The organism is Mesorhizobium sp. M7A.F.Ca.CA.004.12.1.1 (assembly GCF_003997835.1).
Classification (GTDB): Bacteria; Pseudomonadota; Alphaproteobacteria; order Rhizobiales; family Rhizobiaceae; genus Mesorhizobium.
Genome location: NZ_RZRK01000008.1, coordinates 1 through 21,007, shown reverse-complemented (window position 1 = coordinate 21,007; position 21,007 = coordinate 1). Strand labels below are relative to the sequence as shown.

The following is a 21,007-nucleotide window of genomic DNA, read 5'->3' as shown; positions in this document are numbered from 1 at the left end:
GACAAGTGCCGTGGCAATCAGCGACGTCGTCGGCGCCGGCACCCAGACGACGGTGTTGCCCGTTGCGATGGCCGGTCCGAGATAATAGAGGCAGGGCAGGGCGAGCGGGAAATTCCAAGGTGTGATGATGGCAAAGACACCCTTCGGCTGCAGGAAGCTGAAGGCGCGCTTGTTGGCATCGGCAAGCGGAAACGCCGCCGTCTCCAGCCACTTCATCTGCTCTGCCGCATTGCGGAAACCGAGAGCTGCCGCCGATGCTTCGGCCTTTGCCTCGCTGTGGAAGGGTTTACCCTGTTCCAGGCAGAGCAGGCGCGCGAGTTCCTCGGCGCGCCTGTCGATCGCGTCGGCGATGCGCATGCACAGTTGAGCGCGTGCGAAGGTTCCCATCTTGCGCATGGCCTCGCGTGCGCCTTCGGCGGCTTTCACCGCGCGGCCGACATCGGCGCGGGGGGAAAGTGAGAGATAGCCGAGGTGCTCGCCCGTCGACGGACTGTCGATTTTCAGGAACTTGCCGGAGCTGCCGGCAATCCACTCGCCGCCGATACGGTTGATGCCGATGCGGGCGGCTGCTTCCGGCTCCGAGACGATCGCCATGCCGCGCAGGTTGGGGCCTTCGAGAGAAGATTTGAAATGGACTGTCATCATGCGTTCCTTTGGCCGAATTCGGATTGGATGTTCAAAATGGCGGCGCGGCTGCGTTCCACGGCTGCGATGAAAAGTCTGCTGCCGGCCTCCGCGCCCGCCTGCGACGGCGTACCGATGACGCCGTTGCCGCGGATGGCTTCGAAACGGCGCCAGACGGTGACGGCCGGCGCGGCGTAAAGGTGAGGATCCGGCCAGGATGGCGGGGTGCCGCCCGGCGGGATGAGATCGCGGCGAACGCTGTCGCCAAGCACATGCATCATCAACGAGGTTTCAAGCGCGCAAGCGTGACCGGTGCCTGTAGCGGCATCGGGCAGGGCCTCCGCCGCCACGTCGGCGATGAGATCGAAATACGAGAAACCCGCGGTGACGATGCCACGCTGGCCAAGGGTGGTGATCGCCACCTGGATCGCGGCGCGGTTTCCGCCATGGCCGTTCAGCATGACCGGCAGGAAGCCGTCTTCGGCAAGGCAGGTGCAGAGATCGACGAGAACGGCGATGAAGGTCTGCGGGCTGAGGCTCATGGTGCCGGAGAAGGAGCGATGATGCTCGGACGAGCCATAGGCGAAAGGTTCGGCGACACGCATGGAGGCCTGTCCTTCCGCCGCGGCGAGCGCAACCGCTTCCGCAAGCCAGCAATCGACGCCGAGCGGCAGATGGGGGCCATGTTGCTCGACAGCGCCGAGCGGCAGAATGACGACGGGTTTATGCACGCCGGCTGTCGCGTGTCTTTCCGTATCCGGCGAGGTCATCAGCGCAAAGCTGGACCCAGGCGGGATCGGCAATGCCGGAACTGGCTCGCTCATCGTGCTGCCTCGACAAGCCGGGCCTTGGCGTAGGTCATGCCGGAATCGGCCAGGAGAGCGACCATGATGATTGCCCCCTTGTAGAGTTCGAGGCTGGACGGGTCCGTGCCGAACACCCGAAGCGCCGTCGTCAGCAGGCTGACGATCAGGGCGCCGACGACCGCGCCCCACACCGTTCCCCGTCCGCCGAAGATACTGGTGCCGCCGAGCACGGCAGCGGCGATCGCGTCCAGAAGCAGCGAGGTACCGCCGATATTGGGCGTCACGACAGGCACCCGGCTGATCATGATCACAGCCGTCAGGAAGACGAAGATACTGGAGGCGCAATAGACGAGGATCGTGTGTTTCGTCACCGGGATGCCGGCAAGTTCCGCGGCTCCGGCATCCGACCCGAGCGCATAGGTACGCAGCCCGAAACGGCTGTGCCGCATCAGGATTGCTGCTACGGCGACGATCAGCAGTGTTGCGAAGATGACATTGGGAATGCCGAAGCTGCGCTCGATGCCGACCGCGCGAAGCGTCGGATCCTTCAGCATCAGGACGCCTTTGGAGGCAACCGCAAGCGTTGCGCCCTGCAGCGCGACCATTGTGGCCAGTGTCGTCACGAAGGGCGGTATCTTCAACAGTGCGATAACGGCGCCGTTCGCGAGGCCGATCACCACCATCACGGCAAAGCCGACGAGCAGGGCAAGCGGCAGGCTGGCGCCGCCGTCGATCAGGCTGGCGATGAAGACGGCGCAGAAGGCGACGCCGACGCCGGCGGACAGGTCGATGCCCGCCGTCAGCAGAACGATTAGAGCCCCAAGCGCCAGGATGGCGATCGGGGTCGCCTGGGCGACGATGTTGATGAGGCTGGCGGTTGAAACGATGCGGGCGTCGATGAGCGCGAAGATCGCCAGCAGGATGACCAGCAGGATCAATGGCGAGAGGTCGAGAAAGCGCCTGCACCAGATGTTCTGTTGGCGGGTCATGAGGATCCTCTCATCGGATGTGCCAATCTTCGACCGGTTCGCGCAGGCCTGATTTGACGCTGCGCAGGATGGCATCATTGACGGCGACGGCGCGCAGGGCGTCGCCGACCGGCATCACGAAAGGGGTGTCGTCGCGAACCGCCGAAATGAAATGGTGGACCTCCTCGAAGAGATCCCCGGTGATACGGCCATTGACGGTCGGCCAGTGCAGGGCGTCGGGTTGCGACCACTGTCCACGCGACAGGATGCGTAGACCGTGGTCGCGCACGTCGAGGTCGATCATGCCTTCCGTGCCGATGATTTCCGTGCGTGCCCAGATGCCGGTCGGAACGGTCGGTGGCAGCGTCCAGCCGAAATAGAGCTGTCCGCTCATTCCGTTCGACAGCTCGACGGTGGAGAAGATCGCGTCTTCGGATCGAACTCCGAGCGAAGGCATGAGCTTGGCGACGGGCCGAGAGTAGACGGCGATGATGTCCGAACCTGAGATCCATTGCAGCGCATCGACGTCGTGCACGCCGAGGTAGAAGCAGACGCTCGAGTTTCCGTTCATGCGAAGACCGACTTCGCGATTGGTGAAACGGCCGCTGCTGCCGTGGATCGGCTCGCCGATCCGCCCGGATTTCACCGCTGCCGCGGCCTCGCAATAGCGCGGGTCGAACCGCAGGATGTGGCCGACCAACAGGCGCGCGCCGTTTCTCTCCGCCGCTCTAGCAATCGCCTTGGCAGCGGAAAGATCGTGAGCCATCGGTTTTTCGAGCAGCACCGGCTTGCCGGCATCGAGCAGCGTGCGGCAGACGTCTTCATGCAGCGTGTCGGGTGCCGCCACGATATAGGCGTCGGCGGCATTGGCGGCCAGCGCGGTGGCGGCATCGCGGAAATGCCGGGCACCGAAATCGGACGCGGCCTTGCTCCCCGTGGCAGCATTCGGATCAACGAATGCCGACAGTTCCGCGACAGGGCTCGCGGCAACCACCTGCGCATGCAGGAGGCCCATGTAGCCGGCACCGACAATGGCGATCTTCAGTTTGCTCAAAGGGTTCTCCTTACAGGCATGGTGCAAGGTTGAATGCTGGCCGGGGTGCGCAGGCTGGCGGTGTGATCGTGCGATCACCGAAGGCCAGCGTCATCACGTCTTCTTCCGTCGCCCCACGAGCCAGCGTGCCGACAGAGTGGCCTTCGCGCATGACGACGATGCGGTCGGCAACGCCGAGAACCTCGGGCAACTCGCTCGACACCATGAGGATCGCCGCGCCCTCGGCCTTCAATCTTGCGATCAGGTGATGGAGTTCGGACTTCGCGCCGACGTCGACGCCGCGTGTCGGCTCGTCGAGCAGGATGATCTTCGGTTTGGTGGCAAGCCATTTGCCGATGACGACCTTCTGCTGATTGCCGCCCGAAAGCTCGATGGTCATTTTGTCGGGCTGGGCCGGCCGCACGCCGAGTGAGCCGATGAGATCGCGGGCGAGTGCCAGGATGCGGCGAGGTCTCAGCAGGCCGAAGTGACTGTTGTCGCGAATCCAGGCGAGGGACAGGTTGTCCCTGATCGACATCGTGCCGACGAATCCTTCCAGGTGCCGGTCTTCGGGTATGTAGACGATGCCGGCGCGATTGGCGGCCTTGGTGTCGCCGCCGGTCTGCTGCCCGCCGAAAATTCTGAGCGTGCCGCCATGCATGGTCTCGAGGCCGGCAATCAGCCTGAGCACCTCGGAGCGGCCGCTTCCCATCAGGCCGGCGAGCGCGACGATTTCGCCCCTGCACACGCTGAGCGTGGCCGACTTCAAGAGCTTGCCATCGGAGATGTTGCTGATTTCGATCGCGGTTTCGCCGACTTGCGCTTCGAGATAGGGGAAGATGTCGCCGACATCGCGCCCGACCATCATCGAGACGATCTCGGCCTCGCTGGTCTGGCGGGTCTGGCGCTCGCCGATGAAGCGCCCGTCACGCAGAACGACGACGCGGTCGCACTGGCTGAAGATCTCTTCCATCTTGTGGGAGATGTAGAGGATGCCGGCGCCGCGAGCTCTCAGCCTGTCGATCAGGTCGTAGAGCTGATCGCGCTCGCGGTTGGAGAGCGCGCTGGTCGGCTCGTCCATGATGAAGAACCAGGCATCGGACAGAACGGCACGGGCAATTTCCACCATCTGCCGGTGCCCGACGGAAAGCGTTCGCAGCTCCGCGCCAATGTCGATATCGAGCGACAGCTCGTCCATGATGGATTTCGCATCGCGCCGCATCCGGGCCCGGTCGAGAAATCCCAGGCGGGTATGCGGTTCGCGGCCGATGAAGAGATTCTCGGCCACCGTCAGGTCCGGCGAAAGGCTGAAATGCTGATGGATGACGCTGATGCCCTTGGCGTCGCTGGGGGAGTGGAACTGGACGGCGTTGCCGTCGATCATGATCTCACCCTCGTCCGGGCGATGCAGACCGGAAATGCACTTCACCAGCGTCGATTTCCCGGCCCCGTTCTCGCCGGCAAGTCCCACCACCTCACCGGCCGAGACGGCAAAGCTGACACCATCGAGTGCCTTGACGCCCGGAAAAGACTTGCCAAGCCCGCGCAAGGCGATGCTGTGTTTGCCGACCGGTGTTGCGGCGATGTTGCGGGGCGACGGGGTGGACTTGCGGCCACCGGTCTTGAACAGGGCGGCGACACTCTCCGGCTGGCTGGTGAGAACTGCCACCAGAATGAGGCTCGCGGTCACGAAATAGATCAGGATCTGCGGCACCTGCAGGAAGGACAGGCCGGTGTTGATGACGCCCAGCAGCAGCGCCCCGATCGCCGTTCCCCAGATGGAGCCCTGGCCGCCGGACAGTTTCGTGCCGCCGATGATCGCGGCTGTAATGGCTGTAAATTCGAGCCCGGTGCCGGCAAGCGGCTGTGCCGAACCAAGGCGGCCGATGGTGAGTATCGCGCCGAGCCCGGCCGTTGCGCCGGCAATCAGATAGACGGAAATGCGCACGAGGTCGACGGGAACCAGTGAGGCCCGCGCCGCGCCCGCATTGCCGCCGACCGCATAGATCCAGCGCCCGTACACCGTGCGATTGAGCACGAACCACCAGAGGCCCAGGCAGATGGCGGCGATGATGACGGAGACCGGCAGGAGGCCGATCGTCTCGCGTCCCGCGAAAAGCAGGACCGGATCGGCGATCGCGATGCTGGATGCGCCGGAGAGGCTGAGCGCCAGGCCGCGCGCAAACGCCATGGTGGCGAGCGTTGCGATGAATGGGGAGATGCCGGCAAAGCCGATCAGCGTTCCATTGAGCAGACCGATTGCGGCACCGCCACCGATCGCGGCGAGAAGGCTCAAGCTCGCCGAGCCGGTTGCCGTGTAGGCAAGACCCGCTGCGATGCCGGAGCAGGCAAGATTGCTGCCGACGGAAATATCAATGCCGCGCGCGATGATCACGGCCGTCATGGCAAAGGAGATGAGGGCGATGACCGCACTCTGCTGCGCGATGCTGACAAGATTGCCGGTCGACAGAAAACGCGGATCGATCCAGCCGAAGACGGCGATGGCGACCAGTAGCACCGCGATGAGAACCGGTTCGTTGCGCCGCAGTAACGGAGAGGTCCAGGACTGGAACATGGGTCGGTCCTCTTATCGAGCATCATGCGCGGTCACCACGGAGCGGCGACGGCGATCGTCAGGAAAAGGGGACGCCGGATGATACGTCATCCGGCGCTTGAGCCGCTTTTAGGCTGTTACTTTGCCAGGGTCATGGCGGTCGCCGGAACCTTGGGACCGAGTTGCTCGGTATAGTTCTTGGCTTCCACCGCCTCTTTGTCGGTGTTGATGTATTCGAAGGTGAGGCCATCCGCCTTGAGCTTCGCGGCCGTCGCATCCGAGGTCACGAAATAGGTCGGCATGTAGAGATCCTGCGGCAGCTTTTCGCCGTTGGCCAGACGAGCGGCAACGGCGATGTTCCAGTAGCCGACACGATAGGCGCCGGTCAGCACGTCCATCACCATCTTGCCGTCGTCGATCAGCGGCTTCATCTCGGCGTCGCCGTCATAGCCGCCGTAGAGCAACTGGGTTCCCATCGAGCTGGCAACGGAATCGGCGGCCAGGCAAAGGCTGTCGGAGATGCAGCCGATGGCCTTCAGATCCGGATAGGTGGTGAGCCAGGTCTGGGCGGCATTGGTTGCCTTGGCTGCGTCCCAGCCGGTCGGCTCGATGCCGACAACCTTGATGTCCGGAAACTCCTTTTTCAGGGTTTCGACAAAGCCTTTTTCGCGCGTGTCGGACACGAAGTTGCCACGCGAACCGACAAGCAGGGCGACTTCGCCCTTGCCGCCAAGCGACTTGCCGAGCGCGCGGGCAACCATCGACATGTTGTCGTAGTCCGGATAGAGCGTCGAATAGTTCGAGCCGGCCTCGACCTTGTTGCCCATGGTGATCACCGGAATGCCGGCGGCGGTGGCTTTCTGGATGACCGGAATGACCGCGTTCTTGTCGATCGGATCGATCAGGATCGCGCTGACGCCCTGATTGATGAAATTCTCGATGATGCTGACCTGTTTTTCCAGACTGCCCTCGGCGCTCTGCCAAGTGGATTTCACCCCATAGTCGGCGGCAGCCACGTCGCCCGCTTCCTTCATGCGGACGAAGAAGGAGTTCTGCAGGTCGATTGCCGCAAGCCCCAAAACCTTTTCCGCGGCAAGCGAGGGCGTCGCGATGGCGAGTGCGAGCAGAGCAATGGATGCTTTCAGGGAAATGCGCATGTTTCAGTTCTCCTCTTGTTGCGACAGGACGATTCTTCGCCTCTTTTTCATGTCCCGCACGACGACCGTCCCAGTGACAGGCATTCCGGCGGTATTTCGCGGCACTCGTGCCGTATTCATGTCAGGGCCGCGTCTGCGTGGACCGGCCTTGCTCAACCTCAGCCATTCAGGCCCTCGACACCGGCGCCACAGACAAGCCCGGCGATGCGGGCGCCGCGCGGTGGCTTGAAAGCGCCGCTCATCAAGGCGGCCAGCGATGCCGCGCCGCTGAGGTCGGCGGCGATGCCGAATTCGAACCAGAGCAATTCAGCGGCCTTCTGCATGTCCGCATCCTCGACAAGGACAATGTCGTCGACGTGCTTGGCGACGATCTCGTAGATGCTTTCGTCCGTGCGGCCGCAGGCCATGGTCGCCACCTTCGTCGTTATCTCGGGCAAGCGAACCACACGGCCGGCAGCCAGGGAGGCGTGAAGGGTCGGTGAACCGGTCGGCTCGACACCGATGATCCTGGCTTCGGGTTTGACGTGCTTCAGGACTTCGGACATGCCGCTGATGAGCCCGCCACCGCCGATCGCCACGATGTAGATGTCGGCATCGGGAATCTGATCGACCATCTCCAGCGCCACGGTTCCCTGACCGGACACGATCTGCGCATCGGCGAAGGGATGCATGTAGAAGGCGCCGCACGCCTTTGCCTCGGCCGATGCAGCCTCATGCGCTTCATCCCAGACATTGCCTTCGAAGCGAACGTCAGCCCCCCATTTGCGAAGCTTTTCCGCCTTCAGCGGGCTTGCATTGTTCGGCAGGTAAATGGTGGCGGGAACGCCGGCCCGGGCAGCCACATAGGCGGTGGCCAGGCCGTGATTGCCACCGGATGCGGCGATCAGTCCGTTTTCGATCCGGCTTGGCTCGAGCGTTTTAACCCGGTTCGTGGCGCCCCTGATCTTGAAGGAGCCGCTCACCTGGAGGCATTCCAGTTTCAAATAGACATCATTTTGAAGGTTTGCGCCCGTGGCATGGTCGAGCTTGACGACCGGGGTGCGCCGTATGAAGGGGGCAATGCGCCGGGCAGCCGCCATGATGTCCTCATGGCTCATCGGTCAGTGCCTCCGGATATTCGTTGGCAAGCACGAAGCAGCAATTCCCCGGACGCACGCGGCCGGGCTGACGCTTGGCGAAAACGATGCCGTCGATGGGGTGAAGGAGATCGATGGGCGCGCGTGACGGCGTGTGGAGGAAGTGAATGCGTCCGGCAAGGTCGCCTTTGCTGACGGCACTGCCGAGCGGGCTCAAGGGTTCGAAGACACCGTCCTCCTCGGAAAGCAGATAACCTTCGCTTCCGGGAACCTTGAGCACGCGCGCGTTGGCGCCAGGGGCGATGTCAGGCGCGCCTTTCAGGACACCTGCATGTTTCAGCACATTGCGGATGCCCCTGCGGCAGATGGCCAGCGCATCCGGACTGACAAGGCCGCCGCCGGCCATCTCGCTGCCGATGACGATCAGTCCCTGGTGGTTGGCGGACGCGGTCGAGGTCCGGGTTTCACCGAGATTGTCGACCATGACAACGGTCGGTGCCCCGAAGGCGAGCGTCGCCTTGATGTTCTTGCGATGCCCCTGCGCGGTCGGGGAGGGCTCGATGATCGCGCTCGGCAGGATCATCAGGGACGAACCGCCGGAATGGAGATCCAGGAAGTAGTCGGCCTTCGGAAACAGGATGTCATGCACATAGGCCGCGATCTGGCTTGTCAGCGTGCCGTTGAAATCGCCCGGAAAACTGCGGTTGAAATTCAACCCGTCGACCGGGGAGGTGCGGGTGCCGGCCTCGACGGCCCGAATGTTGATGGCCGGAATCGCAATGATGCGTCCGGCAATATCCCGTGGATCGATCTCGCGCAGAAGCTCGCCGAGCGCGATCGGCCCCTCATATTCGTCGCCGTGGTTGCCACCCTCGATCAGGACCGTCGGACCGTCACCGTTCTTGATGACGGCGAGCGGAACGCGGACCGTGCCCCAGGCATCGTCGTGCGGCGATTGGGGCACATGGAAGAAGCCCATCTGCTTGCCCTCGCGATCGAAATCGACGGACGTGTAAACACTGTTGTTCCGGGGAATGATGGTCGCGCGGACAGTGTTTGCAGGTCTCTGGACGGTCATCGGGTCGGCCTCGAAATTCATTGTCCCCGTCATCATGTCAGTTTTATATATGGTGTCAAGTTTGGATATAAAACCAATGGCAATTCCGATTTCTTGTCTCTATCGTGCGGGACCACCGGGGATTCTTCGAATGGCAGATGACGCAAAAGAGAGTGGCAAACCGACCTATTCGGCCCCGGCGCTGACCAAGGGTCTGGATGTCCTGGAACTGCTGGCGGAGGCGCGGGCGCCCTTGACGATGAAGGAGATCGCGGAAGGCCTCGGCCGTTCGAAGAATGAGATTTTCCGGATGCTGATCGCGCTGCAGGAGCGTCAATATATCGAGCGCAACGCCGAGACCGACGCCTATTCGTTGACCGACAAGCTTTTCAAGCTGGGGCTGCACACGCCGAGCGCTCAGGATCTCATGTCCGCCGCCATGCCCGAGCTGACGCAGATTGCCGGGGACTCAAATCAGTCGCCGCACCTGGTCGTCTTCAATCATGGCTTGACCGTCGTGACCGCGGCCGCTCCCGGCGGCGAGGACATGGCGTTCACGCTGCGCCTCGGCTACGGCCGCCTGGCCACCGACGCGACCTCCGGCCATGTGATACTTGCCTTCCAGTCACCAAAGGTCGCAGCGCGGATGATCGATGAATGTGCGGCGCATTCACCGGCGCCGCTGGATCGTGACGCGCTGGAAAAGCAGCTTCGTACCATCCGCGCGGACGGCTACTGGATGCGCGAGAGCCGCGACTTCGTCGGCATCACCGATATCTGCTGTCCGGTCATCGGGCCGGACGGCAGTGCCGTCGCCTCCATCATCGTCGCCTATATCAATCGCCATACGCGTGAAAGCCGCCATGCCTATACTCTGGAGGTCCTGCGGGCTGCCTGCGATCGCATCTCCATGAAGCTGTCACCGAGGGTTCGCTAAGGGATCGTGATGCGCTGAGGGCGCGGCGAAGCACCGTCCGCTGGCCGTTTGCACCGGATTGATAATACCAGTATAGGTCCAGTCAGGAATGTTTTGATCCTGGGTGCTTCTCGCGCGGGAGGAAGGGCAATGACAACCGTGAACCTGATCGGGCTTGTCAGTCGGGAAATGGAAGCGACAGCGTCCGATGTGCCGCTTTACAGACGGTTGAAATCGGCGATCGAGGCGGCGATCCGCTCCAACGCGTTGAAAGCCGGCGCGGTTCTGCCAGGCGAGCGGGTTCTGGCGGAAGCCCTGTCGATCTCGCGAGTCACTGTGAGAAAGGCCCTGGCGCTGCTCGAAGAGGAAGGGCAGCTCAATCGCCGGCATGGTTCCAAAACCGAGATCGGGTCGCGGGTCGAAAAATCGCTTTCGACGCTGACGAGCTTTTCGGAGGACATTCTGGCGCGCGGCCTGAAGCCTGGATGTCTATGGCTTTCCAAGCAGATAAGCCGCCCATCCCCGGCCGAAATGATGGCCTTGGGTATTGCAGGCAATACCAATGTGGTTCGCATGCGTCGTGTGCGGACAGCCGATGGCGCGCCGATCGCCGTCGAGGTCTCGGCCGTGCCGGTTCGCTTCCTTCCTTCGCCCGGGATGGTTCAGGATTCCCTTTATGAAGCGCTTGATGCACGCGGCTTCCTGCCTCAGAGGGCAATCCAGCGCATGCGCTCGCGCGGCGCATCGCTGGAGGATGCAAAGCACCTTCATTGTGACGCGGGCGCACCGCTGCTGATGACCGAGCGCCGCTGCTTTCTCGCCGACGGACAGATCGTGGAATACTGCGAGACACGCTACAAAGGAGACGTCTACGATTTCGTCTTCGAGCTGCAAAGATAATACCAGTTATGAACTGGTTGTAATCTGGTATTTTCCATTTATCGTGATGGCGACAAGGGAGTGCCGACGTGCAGCGGGAAGACATTGCCAACAGTCTCATCGTGTCCTGCCAGCCGGTTCCCGGCGGCCCGATGGACAGTGCGCAATTCGTGACGGGCTTTGCCAGGGCCGCTGTTGAAGCCGGAGCCAAGGCCCTGCGCATCGAATCCGTGCCCTATGTCGCGGCCGCCCGCCTGACCGTCCGCGTGCCGATCATCGGTATCGTCAAGCGCGATCTCACCGACAGCCCGGTGCGCATCACACCCTATCTGGCCGATGTCGAGGCCCTGGCCGAGGCGGGCGCCGATATCATCGCTTTCGATGCGACGGAGCGTGTCCGTCCCGTTCCTGTCGAAGCGCTTGTGAAAGCCGTCAAGGCCAGGAACAAGCTGACCATGGCCGATTGCTCTTGCCTTGACGATGCGCGCCGGGCCCTTGCCGCGGGTGTCGATTTCGTCGGCACGACGCTTTCCGGCTATGTCGGCGGGCCGGAGCCGCAGGATCCGGATATCGCCCTCATCGCTGAAATGCGAACCCTGACCCCCTACGTCATTGCCGAAGGGCGTATCCGGTCGCCTGAGCAGGCGGCTGCCGCCGCGCGCGCCGGCGCCTGTGCCGTGGTTGTCGGCTCGGCGATCACCCGTACCGAGCACGTCACCTCATGGTTCCACCAGGCGCTTTCCGACGCCTATGCGGCGAGGGGCGCGCAAACCGCCCTTGGCACAAGTGTCCTGGGCCCAACCGTTCTGGGCCCATCCGTCCTGGGCCCATCCGTCCTAGGCATCGACATCGGGGGAACCAAGACCATGGCCGCGCTGGTCAGCGATGGCACGGTGATCGAGGACAAGATCGTGCGGACCGCGCGAGAGGCTGGACCCGACGCCTGGCTGGCATCCCTCGCGCAAAGCACGTCAGCCTGGTCGAGCCGCTTCAGCCGCATCGGCATTGCGGTGACCGGACTGGTGCAGGATGGACGCTGGTCGGCATTGAATCCGGCAACCCTTGGCATTCCCGATGACTACCCGCTGGTCGAAAGGGCATCCGCTGTTTTCGGCAAACCGGTCTGTGCGTTCAACGATGCCCAGGCGGCTGCCTGGGGGGAATACAAATTCGGCGCCGGGCAAGGTCGCGACATCGTCTTTTTGACCATCTCGACCGGAATTGGCGGCGGCATCGTTTACAACGGCCGATTGCTGTCCGGTCTAGCCGGTCACTTCGGTCTGATCCGTGGTCTGTCTGAAGACCGGGCTCCGCTCGAAGACAGCACGTCCGGCCGCTGGATCGCTTCGGAGGCCCTCAAGGCCGGTTCCAAGGCGGACGCCGCCGATGTGTTCGGACACGCGCTGAAGGGCGAGGACTGGGCCGGCGCCATCGTCTCGCGAAGCGCCTCGCGGGTCGCGGCGCTGTGCCGGGACATTCAGATGATGTTCGATCCGAAATCGATCGTCATCGGTGGCAGCATCGGTCTTGCAGAAGGCTATCTCGACCGGGTGCGCGCACATCTGAGCGAGGTCCCGCCGCGCCTTTCCCCCGATCTCGTGGCGGCGAAGCTCGGAGGCCACGCCGGCGTCATCGGTGTTGCCGATCTCGCCGAATGGGCAAGGTAACGGCGCCCGGTCATGCCATGCAAAAATCATCAAAAAGAAGGGAACGATCATGAAATTGAGCAGGACATCTTTTGCGCTTATGGCCACCCTCCTTGCGGGGACGGCTTTGCCGACCTTTGCCAACGCAACCGTGACCGTGCTCGGCTGGCCTGGCGGCTCCGAGGAAACCGCACTGCGGGCAACCGTGGAAACCTACAACAAGCAGGCCAGCGATGCCGACAAGGTGGAGCTGCTGTTCTTCAACCGGGAAGGCTTTTACGACAAGCTGCAGGCTGACATGGCGGCCGGATCCAGTGCCTTCGACGTGAACCTCGTCGCCACCTACTCGCTCGGTCGCTACGCGCCCTATATGGAGCCGGTCGATCTTGGCGCGGACGCGGCCAAGGTTTTCGGCGAATCCGTTCTCAAGACGATGCAGTTCGACGGCAAGCAATACGGCGTGCCGACAGACCTTTCGTTGCACTTCATGTACTACCGCAAGGATCTCATCGACGCCTTGATCGGGGATGACGCCGCCAAGAAGACCTATGGTGAAATCGCCCAGAAATATCTCGGCAAGCCGCTGCAGCCGAAAGACCCGGACAGCTGGACCTGGGACGACTGGGCGGCCACCGCCCTCTATTTCACCAAGCAGGTGAACCCCGACAGCCCGGTGCGTTATGGCACGGTCCTGCAGATGAAGAACCTGCTGTTCAACATGATGGTCTTCCAGTCCCTGCCGCGCTCCTACGGCGGCGACTGGATGGACAAGAACGGCAATGTCACGGTGGATTCCGATGCCTACAAGACCGCCCTCGAGCTCTACAAGAAACTCTATGATGCTGGGTCTTCGCCCAAGGATTCGCTGAGCTACGAATATGCGGAAACCAACGCGGCCTTCGCATCCGGCCAGGCCGCGACGGCGCTGCAGTGGAATGCCGCGGCGGCGGATCTGACCAGCACCGAAAAATCCCCGGCCGTCGCCGAGGTGACCGGGATCGTCGCACCACCGGCAGGTCCCGACGGACGCGCCGATCATATCCACGGCCTTGGTTTGGGCCTTAACAAGAACGCCAAGAACAAAGAAGGCGCCGTCAAGTTCCTGAAGTGGCTCGCCACCGAGGATGCGGCCTTGCTCTATGCGCGCAGCGGCGGTTCGCCGGCATTGTCTCCCGATGTCGTGGCCAAGGTTGCGAAGGAACGTCCCGACCTCGTCAAGCTCGGCGAATTCGCCAGCAAGTACGGCTATGTCATGACCGGAGCGACGTCCGCGAGTGCGCTCCCGGTCTATGAGCTGCAGGCAAAGGAGTTCACCGGCTACTGGTCCGGCCAGCAGAGCCTCGAGGATGCGCTCGCCCACACCAAGGCGGGCATGCAGGTCCTTCTCAAGAAATGAACCATTTGCCGGACGCCGGGTCGAGGCTCGGTGTCCGGCGCGTTTGGCGGATCGACATGGCCCTTGTGACACGTGCCGAAGGCAGGATGTATCTGACGCCGCTGGTCGGCTTCCTGCTGCTATTCCTCGGCTTTCCGGCGATCGTCAATCTGATCTATTCCGTTTCGACCGTCACATTCGAGACGCTGCGCAGTCCGGTGTTGAGCGGTTTCGCCAACTATGTCGCGGTGTTGAACGACCGCGAATTCTGGAGCTCGGCCTGGTTCTCTCTGCGCTTCGGTATTCTTACCGCATCAGCGGAATGTCTGATCGGCCTTTTCCTTGCCATCTTCCTGGCGCCGCTTCTGAGCAAGCGACCAGTCCTGATGGCGCCGTTGATGCTGCCGCTTATGGTCGCGCCGGCCATGGTCGGTCTCATGTACCGGCTGGTGCTGCATGAATTCGCGGGCCCCGTCCCCTACTATCTCTTCGAATGGTTTGGCGACAGCCCGGCCTTCCTCGACATCAACAATGCCTTCCGCACCCTTGTCGTCGTGGAGACGCTGCAATGGACGCCTTTCGCCTTCCTGCTCTTCTACATGGCCTATTCGGCCATACCGCTCGACGTGCGCGAAGCCTCCTCGCTCGATGGCGCATCACCGTTTGAGATCGTTCGGTGGATCGACCTGCCGTTGATGAAGCCGACGCTGGTCATCGCGTTTTTCATCCGTTTCATCGACGGTTTCCGGGTGTTCGACAATGTCTATGCGCTGACCGGCAGTGGCGCTGGCGGTTCAACGACGTCCTTGTCGATCTACATCTATCAGGCCTTCTTCAAGGAAGGGGCTATCGGCAAGGCGGTCGCCGCTTCGGTTATCCTGTTCCTGGCGTCGTTCATCGTTCTCCACGGCCTTAACCGGCTTGCCGGCCGCAGGAAGCGTTGACGATGGTCAGGGCACTGCGCTGGATCGTTTTTGCCATCGCCGTGCTGGCGATGAATTTCCCCATTATCGTGACGCTGATCACATCGCTCAAAAGCCAGCGCGAGCTTTCGACGAACCCCGGTTTGTGGATCAGCCAACCGACGCTCGACAACTATCTGGAGGTTCTGACGCAGACCAGCCGCTTCAACATCTATGCCTACCTGCTGAACAGCACCGTGGCGGCGCTGATCGGAACCGGCCTTGCGATCGTGCTCGCGTTCCCGGCTGCCTATGCGATCGCGCGTAGCGAGGCGGGAAAGCGCTTGGTCCTGCCGATCGTCATCAACCTTCGCGCCGTACCGCTGATCATCTTCGCGATCCCGCTTTACATGATGTATCAGTGGCTGGGCCTGCTCGATACGCAGATCGGGCTCGGGCTCATCCTGACCATCGTCAACGCGCCTCTTGCGCTCGTCATCCTGGTGAACGCGATTTCAGATGTACCGGTCGAACTCGACGAGGCGGCGAAAGTCGATGGCGCAAGTTCCTTGCAGGTGATGATGATGATCGTCCGGCCCGTCATCCGACCGGCGCTCGTCACAACCTTCATTTTCGGCTTCATCACTGCCTGGAACGAGTTCCTCTTCGGTCTCATGCTGACAACCAGCCGTGCCGTGCCGATGACGGTCGGCGCGTCCTTCTTCTTCGCCGCAAGCGGCGGCGGCGTAAAATGGGGAACCGCTTCCGCGGTCATGATGCTGGGCGCCTTGCCGCCGGCCTTGCTGGGTCTTGTGATGTATCGGCAGATATCAGGATCCATGACCGCTGGAGCGGTCAAAGGCTAAAGCAAGACGAAGTTCGTCGTTCTGACTAGTTGGACAACCCTATCCGACAGGGCGAGCGCACTTGTCAGGCCAGGTGACTCGATTCCGAAAAGACTGATCAGCCGTCCGGACTGATCTGCCAGAATGTCGAAATCGCCGAACTGCAACCCGTTCGTTTTAGGCCGCAGCCCGCAATAGCTCGGCTCCAGTTCCCCGTCCCTCAGCCCCGGCCAGTAGCGTCGGATGGCCGCGTAAAATGGTGTGGCCCGAGTTGGGTCGACCGCGTAGCCGACCTCATCGACGGGCTCGACGTCCGGCCCGAAACGAACCGATCCGGCCATATCCAGCGTCAGGTGAACTCCGAGGCCGCCTGGTTCCGGAACCGGATAAACAAGATGGTTGAAGGACGGGCGGCGTCCAAGCGCAAAATAATTGCCTTTGACGTAGGTGACATCTGGGATTTTGCCGCCATGCCCGCCCGCAAGGCTCCGGGCAACGAGATGGGCTGACAATCCGGCCGCATTGATGACCAGATTTGCGGCGATCCGATAGCCTTCCATATCGCCGCCAAACTGGAGCTCGCAGCCCGTTTCGGCGACGTTGCCGCCGAGAACCGGCGCGCGAAACGCAAAGGTGGCACCGGCATTCTCGGCATCGCCCTGTAGCCCCAGCATCAGCGCGCGGCTGTCGACGATCCCCGTGCTTGGGGACAAAAGCGCGCCGGCAACCTCCAGTTCAGGTTCAAGCCGTTCCACATCCGCGCGGCTGAGCATCTCCAGGTCCGCAACACCATTGTCCGCAGCCTTGGTCCGGATCCCCTCCAGGATCGGCAATTCCGCGTCGCTGGTAGCGACGATCAGCTTGCCGATGCGTTGGTGCGGAATCCCGCGCGCTTCGCAATAGCGGTAAAGCGCGTTCTTTCCTTCGACGCATAGCTGCGCTTTCAGGCTGCCCTTAGGGTAGTAGATGCCGGCATGGATGACCTCGCTGTTGCGGCTCGACGTGCCCAGCCCGGGGCTGTCCTCGGCCTCCACGACAAGAACTTCGCGTCCCTCGAGCGCCAGCCGCCGCGCAATCGCCAGACCGACGACGCCGGCGCCGATGACGATGCAATCGACTTTCTCGTCGGGGACCCCCATCGTCATTCGCCAGCCCCTGGGGCACAATGCAGGACGTGCAAGCAGGCCTCACCAGAATTCCGGCCCGCCGAAAGCACCACAAGCATGAGATGTCACTCCATCGGCCGTTTTCTGTCCGAGCGTGCAACGAAATAAAGCACCGCGATTGCGGCAAATACCATAATGTTGATGATCGACGAAAGCGCATAGAGCTCCGGCTTGACACCATAGCGCAGTGCGCCCCAGGCGACCGATGGCATGGTAGGCGTGGCGCCGGGTAGAACGAGATATTTCCGGCCATTGAGCGACAGCACGAAGGCTACGATCAGGCTGCCAAATAAACCTGACCATGCAGGAATGCGTCATCGCCTTCGATTATCGAGGTACGCCGAACAAGCTGGTCGCGGATTTCATTTCGGTGGTAAACCGCGTCTCCCAAGGCCACGATAGCCAAGTTGCGATGTAGTGGCGCGCCATGTTTGTCGTGTCCATGTCTTCGGAATACGCATGCGGTTCGGCTTCGATCCGGCTCGGCCCGGCGGCGCGCATGCAGGGTCAGTATGACCGCAGCCTCGCCGCTCCAGGAACGCATTCGCAATCAGCTTCGGGCTCAGTTCTTCGAGCGAATTCAAGTCGGTGAGCGGATCAACGAGGCGGAGATCGCGGCGACCCTTGGCGTCTCGCGTACACCTGTGCGTCACGCTCTGGTGCAATTGCAGGGTGAAGGGGTCGTAACTTACGAGCCCAACCGCGGCTCGATTGCTCGAAGCGATCCAGCCGGGCGCTCGCCGAGATCAGGTGGGGTCGCTTTCTCTCGACGAGAAAGTGATGCGCGACATGGCACTCGGTGTCCTGGATGGGATCATCAGCGAGCGGGCACTGCTGGCGCGCTACAATGCGACGCCGGGCGCGCTGACCTCGACGTTGCGCCGGCTGATGCGCGACCAACTCGCCGAACCGTCTCCCGAAGGCCGACATCGAAAGGCTGCTGCGCGAGATCAACGGCGAGGCGGATGAGCGGGACGATCAAGCCGCTTGAATTCGACGGCGCGTGCCCGCCGCAGCCCAGCTGCAAAGGCGCCGGTTCAATGTTTGATTGACTGAACCGCTCCAACTCACTGTTTTTGCGCGGCTACTGAAGGAAGGCCGCTGCACGCCTTTCCTGGAGTTGCGCTACAGAAATTATCCCCGGCCCAGGATCATCTCCGCTGCCCGGTGCCCGATCATCATGCTGGGGGCATTGGTGTTGCCGCCGATCAGCTTCGGCATCACGGACGCATCCGCGACCCGCAAGCCACTGATGCCGCGCACCTTGAGCGTTGCCGGGTCGACGACGGCCATCGCATCGGTCCCCATCTTGCACGTCCCCACCGGATGATAGACGGTGAGCGCTTCGGCACGCAGATAGGCGAGGATCTCGTCATCGCTGCGAACATCCTTGCCCGGCAGCATCTCCGTCCCCCTGATCGGGTCGAACTCGGATGCGGCAAAGATTTGACGCGCGATCTTGATGCCTTCGACCAACACCCTGGCATCCTCGTCGTTCGAGAAGAAGCGATGATCGATCAGCACATCCCGGTTCGATGCCTGGCCTGACAGTTTGAGTTCGCCGACGCTTTTGGGCCTGAGCACGCAGGTGTGCATTGCGTAGCCATGGCCGTACTCCACCAGCCTGCCGCGATGGCTGCGATAGCCGGGCACGAAATGGAACTGGATGTCGGGAATGCCGTTCGCATACTTCGTCCGGGCAAAGCCGCCGGCTTCGACGTAGTTGGTGGTGAGCATGCCCTTGCGGCCGGCAAAATACCGGAAGGGCGCAGCCAGCACGCGGGGCAGGTTGGGCAGCGACAGGCCGAGCGTCTTCGTGCTCGAGGAGCGGACCGTGATCATGCCGTCGATATGGTCCTGAAGGTTCTTGCCCACGCCCGGCAGATCGACAACCGGCTTTATACCGATCGCCTGCAGCTCGGCGGCTGCGCCGATGCCGGACGCCAGCAAGATCTTCGGTGAATTGATCGCCCCGGCCGAAAGCACGATTTCGCGGCGGGCCGACAGCGTCTTCTGCTCGCCCTTGTACCGCACCCGTACCCCTGTCGCGCGTTCCTCGGCTATATCGAGGTCGATCACTTCGCATTCGCTGAGGATTGTGAGATTCTTGCGATCGAGCACCGGGCGCATGAAGGCGGTGAAACTGCTGAAGCGCTGGCCGCGATCCTGGGTGACATTGTAGATGCCGAGGCCGAACTGGCTTTCGGCATTGAAGTCGCTGTTGGCCGGAAGACCGGCATTGTTGCCGGCCTTGACGAACATCGACGACAGCACATTCGGATCGCGCGGCTTGTCGACCAGCAGTTCCCCGCCTGTACCGTGGTAGTGCGGGTCCTGGCCAAGCAGGTTGCGCTCGAGCTTCTTGAAGACGGGAAGCACGTCGCTGAATGCCCAGCCTGCGCAGCCGAGTCGCGACCACTCGTCATAGTCCTGCGCGGCGCCCCTGATGTAGACCATCGAGTTGATGGAACTGGAGCCGCCCAGCGCCTTGCCGCGATTGACCGGAATCCTGCGGCCGTTGAGGTTGGGCTGAGGCACGCCGACATAGCAGTAGTCATAGTTCGGATTGCCGTAGAGCGAGAGGATGCCGGCAGGCACCTTGACCCGCAGGCCGCTGTCGCTGCCGCCGGCTTCGATCAGGCACACTTTGTGGGACGGGTTGGCGCTCAGGCGATTGGCAAGGACACAACCGGCCGAGCCTGCGCCGATGACGATGTAGTCGTAGTCAAGATTTTCGGTCTGCATGGCCAGCCCCTTTGAGAATGGAGATGCCGGGGCGGCGCGCGCCCCGGCTGAGCGGCTCATTGCAGAAGCTGCGTCCAGACCTTGGTGACGAGTTCCTGCGCCGCCGGCGAGCAGGCCTGGCCCATCTTGACGGGAACGGTCGGGAACAGCTCCGGAGCGTTCTCCTTGTTGTAGAGCGCCTTGCTCTCGTCGATCTTCACCGGCGAAGAGTGGCCGTAATAATTGTACTGCGCCGTCGCGTTGTCGATCTGGGTCATGAAATCGATGAACTTCTTGGCGTTCTCGATATTGGTCGCGCCCTTCGGCACGACATAGGAATCCAGCCAGCCGACCAGACCTTCTTTCGGCATCGCGTATTCGACATTGGCCTTGTCGTTGCGGCGAAGCCTCATGGTGTTGCCGTCCCACCAGAAATGGGCGGCAACCTCGCCGCTGCCGATGCGGTTTTCGATGTTGTCGCTGGAATAGGCCGCCACGAATGGCTTCTGCGCCAGCAAGAGGTCGAGCACGCGCTTCATCTCCTGCGGGTCTTCGCTGCAATATTTGATGCCGAGATAGTTTTCCGCTGCCGGAATGACTTCGTCGGGCTGCGCCAGGCTGGCGATCTTGCCGCGCAGCTCCGCCGGTGGCTCGAAATAGGTCTTCCAGCTGTCGACCGGGCCTTTGTAGAGGTCGCGGTTGACGGTGTAGCCGGCATTGCCGAAGGCGAGCGGGATCGAATGATTGCCTGTCGCATCCCACCACGGTTTCTGCCAGTCCGGCAGGACTTGGCTGTAGGCCGCCATCGAACTGGCGCCGAAATCCTCAAGCAGCCCGCTATCGATCATGATCTTCACGAAGTGCTGCGAAGGCGTGACGATGTCGTAGCCCGACGAGCCGGCCTGCAGCTTGGTGAGCAGGTCCTCGTTGGATGAGAAGGCGTCGACCGTGACCTTTATGCCGGTTTCCTTCTCGAATTTCGTGACCATCTCGGGCGAGATGGAATCCGCCCATGCGTAGATGGCCAGGCTGCCCTCGGCGAGAGCGGGCACGCTAAAGGCGAGGCTCATGGCACCGGCCATGGTGAGCGCTGCAATTTTAGTCGTCATGTCATTCCCCTGTTTGTTGTTCTCCCAGGGGCGACGATAACAAACTGCCGGGTTCGATAAATTCGATTTGCCCGACGCCTTGATTAGGAAAAACTACGCCGCTGCTACTGCCGTCGCTGAAGCAGGAAGGCCACGGTCGCCAGCACCACCGAAACAATCATGATCAAGGT

The 21,007-nt window shown here is 62.2% G+C and carries 19 protein-coding genes and 1 pseudogene; 8 read left to right on the top strand and 12 right to left on the bottom strand.

Annotation, left to right across the window (positions count from 1 at the left end; translation table 11 throughout):
• The 8 genes from EN984_RS01085 to EN984_RS01050 form a co-directional block, all read right to left on the bottom strand.
• A partial coding sequence (locus EN984_RS01085; protein WP_127383609.1) for an aldehyde dehydrogenase family protein occupies positions 1-642 on the bottom strand: 642 nt, incomplete at its 3' end.
• On the bottom strand, positions 642-1,448 hold the full coding sequence (locus tag EN984_RS01080; protein WP_127271522.1) for a creatininase family protein: 807 nt from the start codon (positions 1,446-1,448) through the stop codon (positions 642-644). The genes EN984_RS01080 and EN984_RS01085, both read right to left, overlap by 1 nt.
• Complete coding sequence (locus EN984_RS01075; RefSeq protein ID WP_024503985.1) at positions 1,445-2,419, bottom strand: ABC transporter permease; 975 nt, start codon at positions 2,417-2,419, stop codon at positions 1,445-1,447. Before EN984_RS01075 ends, EN984_RS01080 begins: the two co-directional genes overlap by 4 nt.
• Before the next feature lie 10 nt (positions 2,420-2,429).
• Positions 2,430-3,452, bottom strand: coding sequence for a Gfo/Idh/MocA family oxidoreductase (locus EN984_RS01070; RefSeq protein WP_127271524.1), 1,023 nt, complete (start codon positions 3,450-3,452; stop codon positions 2,430-2,432).
• 10 nt (positions 3,453-3,462) lie between these two features.
• A complete protein-coding gene (locus EN984_RS01065) occupies positions 3,463-6,006 on the bottom strand; it encodes an ATP-binding cassette domain-containing protein (protein WP_127271525.1) in 2,544 nt (847 codons plus the stop codon).
• Between the two features lie 116 nt (positions 6,007-6,122).
• A complete protein-coding gene (locus tag EN984_RS01060) occupies positions 6,123-7,142 on the bottom strand; it encodes a sugar ABC transporter substrate-binding protein (RefSeq protein WP_013530435.1) in 1,020 nt (339 codons plus the stop codon).
• Between the two features lie 158 nt (positions 7,143-7,300).
• The gene (locus EN984_RS01055; protein ID WP_127267074.1) at positions 7,301-8,239 is read right to left on the bottom strand and encodes a threonine/serine dehydratase; all 939 of its coding nucleotides are present in this window, start codon (positions 8,237-8,239) and stop codon (positions 7,301-7,303) included.
• Positions 8,229-9,329 (bottom strand): succinylglutamate desuccinylase/aspartoacylase family protein, encoded by a 1,101-nt coding sequence (locus tag EN984_RS01050; protein WP_245480017.1) that lies wholly within the window; start codon positions 9,327-9,329, stop codon positions 8,229-8,231. The genes EN984_RS01055 and EN984_RS01050 overlap by 11 nt, the downstream gene beginning before the upstream one ends.
• A gap of 43 nt (positions 9,330-9,372) precedes the next feature.
• On the opposite strand from EN984_RS01050, the gene EN984_RS01045 reads away from it, so the two are divergent.
• From EN984_RS01045 to EN984_RS01020, 6 genes are all read left to right on the top strand, one after another.
• Positions 9,373-10,212, top strand: a complete 840-nt coding sequence (locus EN984_RS01045) for an IclR family transcriptional regulator (RefSeq protein ID WP_164749416.1) — start codon at positions 9,373-9,375, stop codon at positions 10,210-10,212.
• A 129-nt stretch (positions 10,213-10,341) separates the two neighbouring features.
• Entirely contained in the window at positions 10,342-11,091 is a 750-nt protein-coding gene (locus EN984_RS01040) for a GntR family transcriptional regulator (protein WP_127267075.1), read from the top strand.
• Positions 11,092-11,159: 68 nt separating this feature from the next.
• Positions 11,160-12,737 (top strand): putative N-acetylmannosamine-6-phosphate 2-epimerase, encoded by a 1,578-nt coding sequence (locus EN984_RS01035; RefSeq protein WP_127267076.1) that lies wholly within the window; start codon positions 11,160-11,162, stop codon positions 12,735-12,737.
• 79 nt (positions 12,738-12,816) lie between these two features.
• The gene (locus EN984_RS01030; RefSeq protein ID WP_236382706.1) at positions 12,817-14,112 is read left to right on the top strand and encodes a sugar ABC transporter substrate-binding protein; all 1,296 of its coding nucleotides are present in this window, start codon (positions 12,817-12,819) and stop codon (positions 14,110-14,112) included.
• A gap of 56 nt (positions 14,113-14,168) precedes the next feature.
• Positions 14,169-15,035 carry a sugar ABC transporter permease gene (locus tag EN984_RS01025; RefSeq protein ID WP_127267078.1) on the top strand — a complete coding sequence of 289 codons (867 nt, stop codon included), beginning with the start codon at positions 14,169-14,171 and terminating at the stop codon, positions 15,033-15,035.
• 2 nt (positions 15,036-15,037) lie between these two features.
• The gene (locus tag EN984_RS01020) at positions 15,038-15,859 is read left to right on the top strand and encodes a carbohydrate ABC transporter permease (protein WP_127267079.1); all 822 of its coding nucleotides are present in this window, start codon (positions 15,038-15,040) and stop codon (positions 15,857-15,859) included.
• On the opposite strand, the gene EN984_RS01015 is transcribed toward EN984_RS01020, so the two are convergent.
• The gene (locus tag EN984_RS01015; RefSeq protein ID WP_236382710.1) at positions 15,856-16,983 is read right to left on the bottom strand and encodes an NAD(P)/FAD-dependent oxidoreductase; all 1,128 of its coding nucleotides are present in this window, start codon (positions 16,981-16,983) and stop codon (positions 15,856-15,858) included. The two genes, EN984_RS01020 and EN984_RS01015, sit on opposite strands and share 4 nt — an antisense overlap.
• 86 nt (positions 16,984-17,069) lie before the next feature.
• Positions 17,070-17,270, bottom strand: a complete 201-nt coding sequence (locus tag EN984_RS37540) for a hypothetical protein (protein ID WP_127267080.1) — start codon at positions 17,268-17,270, stop codon at positions 17,070-17,072.
• Positions 17,271-17,516: 246 nt separating this feature from the next.
• Between EN984_RS37540 and EN984_RS38490 the strand changes: the two are divergent.
• Together EN984_RS38490 and EN984_RS38485 are read left to right on the top strand one after the other, a co-directional pair.
• Positions 17,517-17,699 (top strand): annotated as a pseudogene (locus EN984_RS38490) (GntR family transcriptional regulator); the annotation flags it as partial.
• Between the two features lie 55 nt (positions 17,700-17,754).
• Positions 17,755-17,973, top strand: coding sequence for a hypothetical protein (locus tag EN984_RS38485; protein WP_236382768.1), 219 nt, complete (start codon positions 17,755-17,757; stop codon positions 17,971-17,973).
• A 165-nt stretch (positions 17,974-18,138) separates the two neighbouring features.
• On the opposite strand, the gene EN984_RS01005 is transcribed toward EN984_RS38485, so the two are convergent.
• Positions 18,139-19,749, bottom strand: a complete 1,611-nt coding sequence (locus tag EN984_RS01005; RefSeq protein WP_127267082.1) for a GMC family oxidoreductase N-terminal domain-containing protein — start codon at positions 19,747-19,749, stop codon at positions 18,139-18,141.
• A gap of 56 nt (positions 19,750-19,805) precedes the next feature.
• Positions 19,806-20,837: an extracellular solute-binding protein gene (locus EN984_RS01000; RefSeq protein WP_127271527.1), complete on the bottom strand. Its 1,032-nt coding sequence runs from the start codon at positions 20,835-20,837 to the stop codon at positions 19,806-19,808.
• Positions 20,838-21,007: the final 170 nt, after the last annotated feature.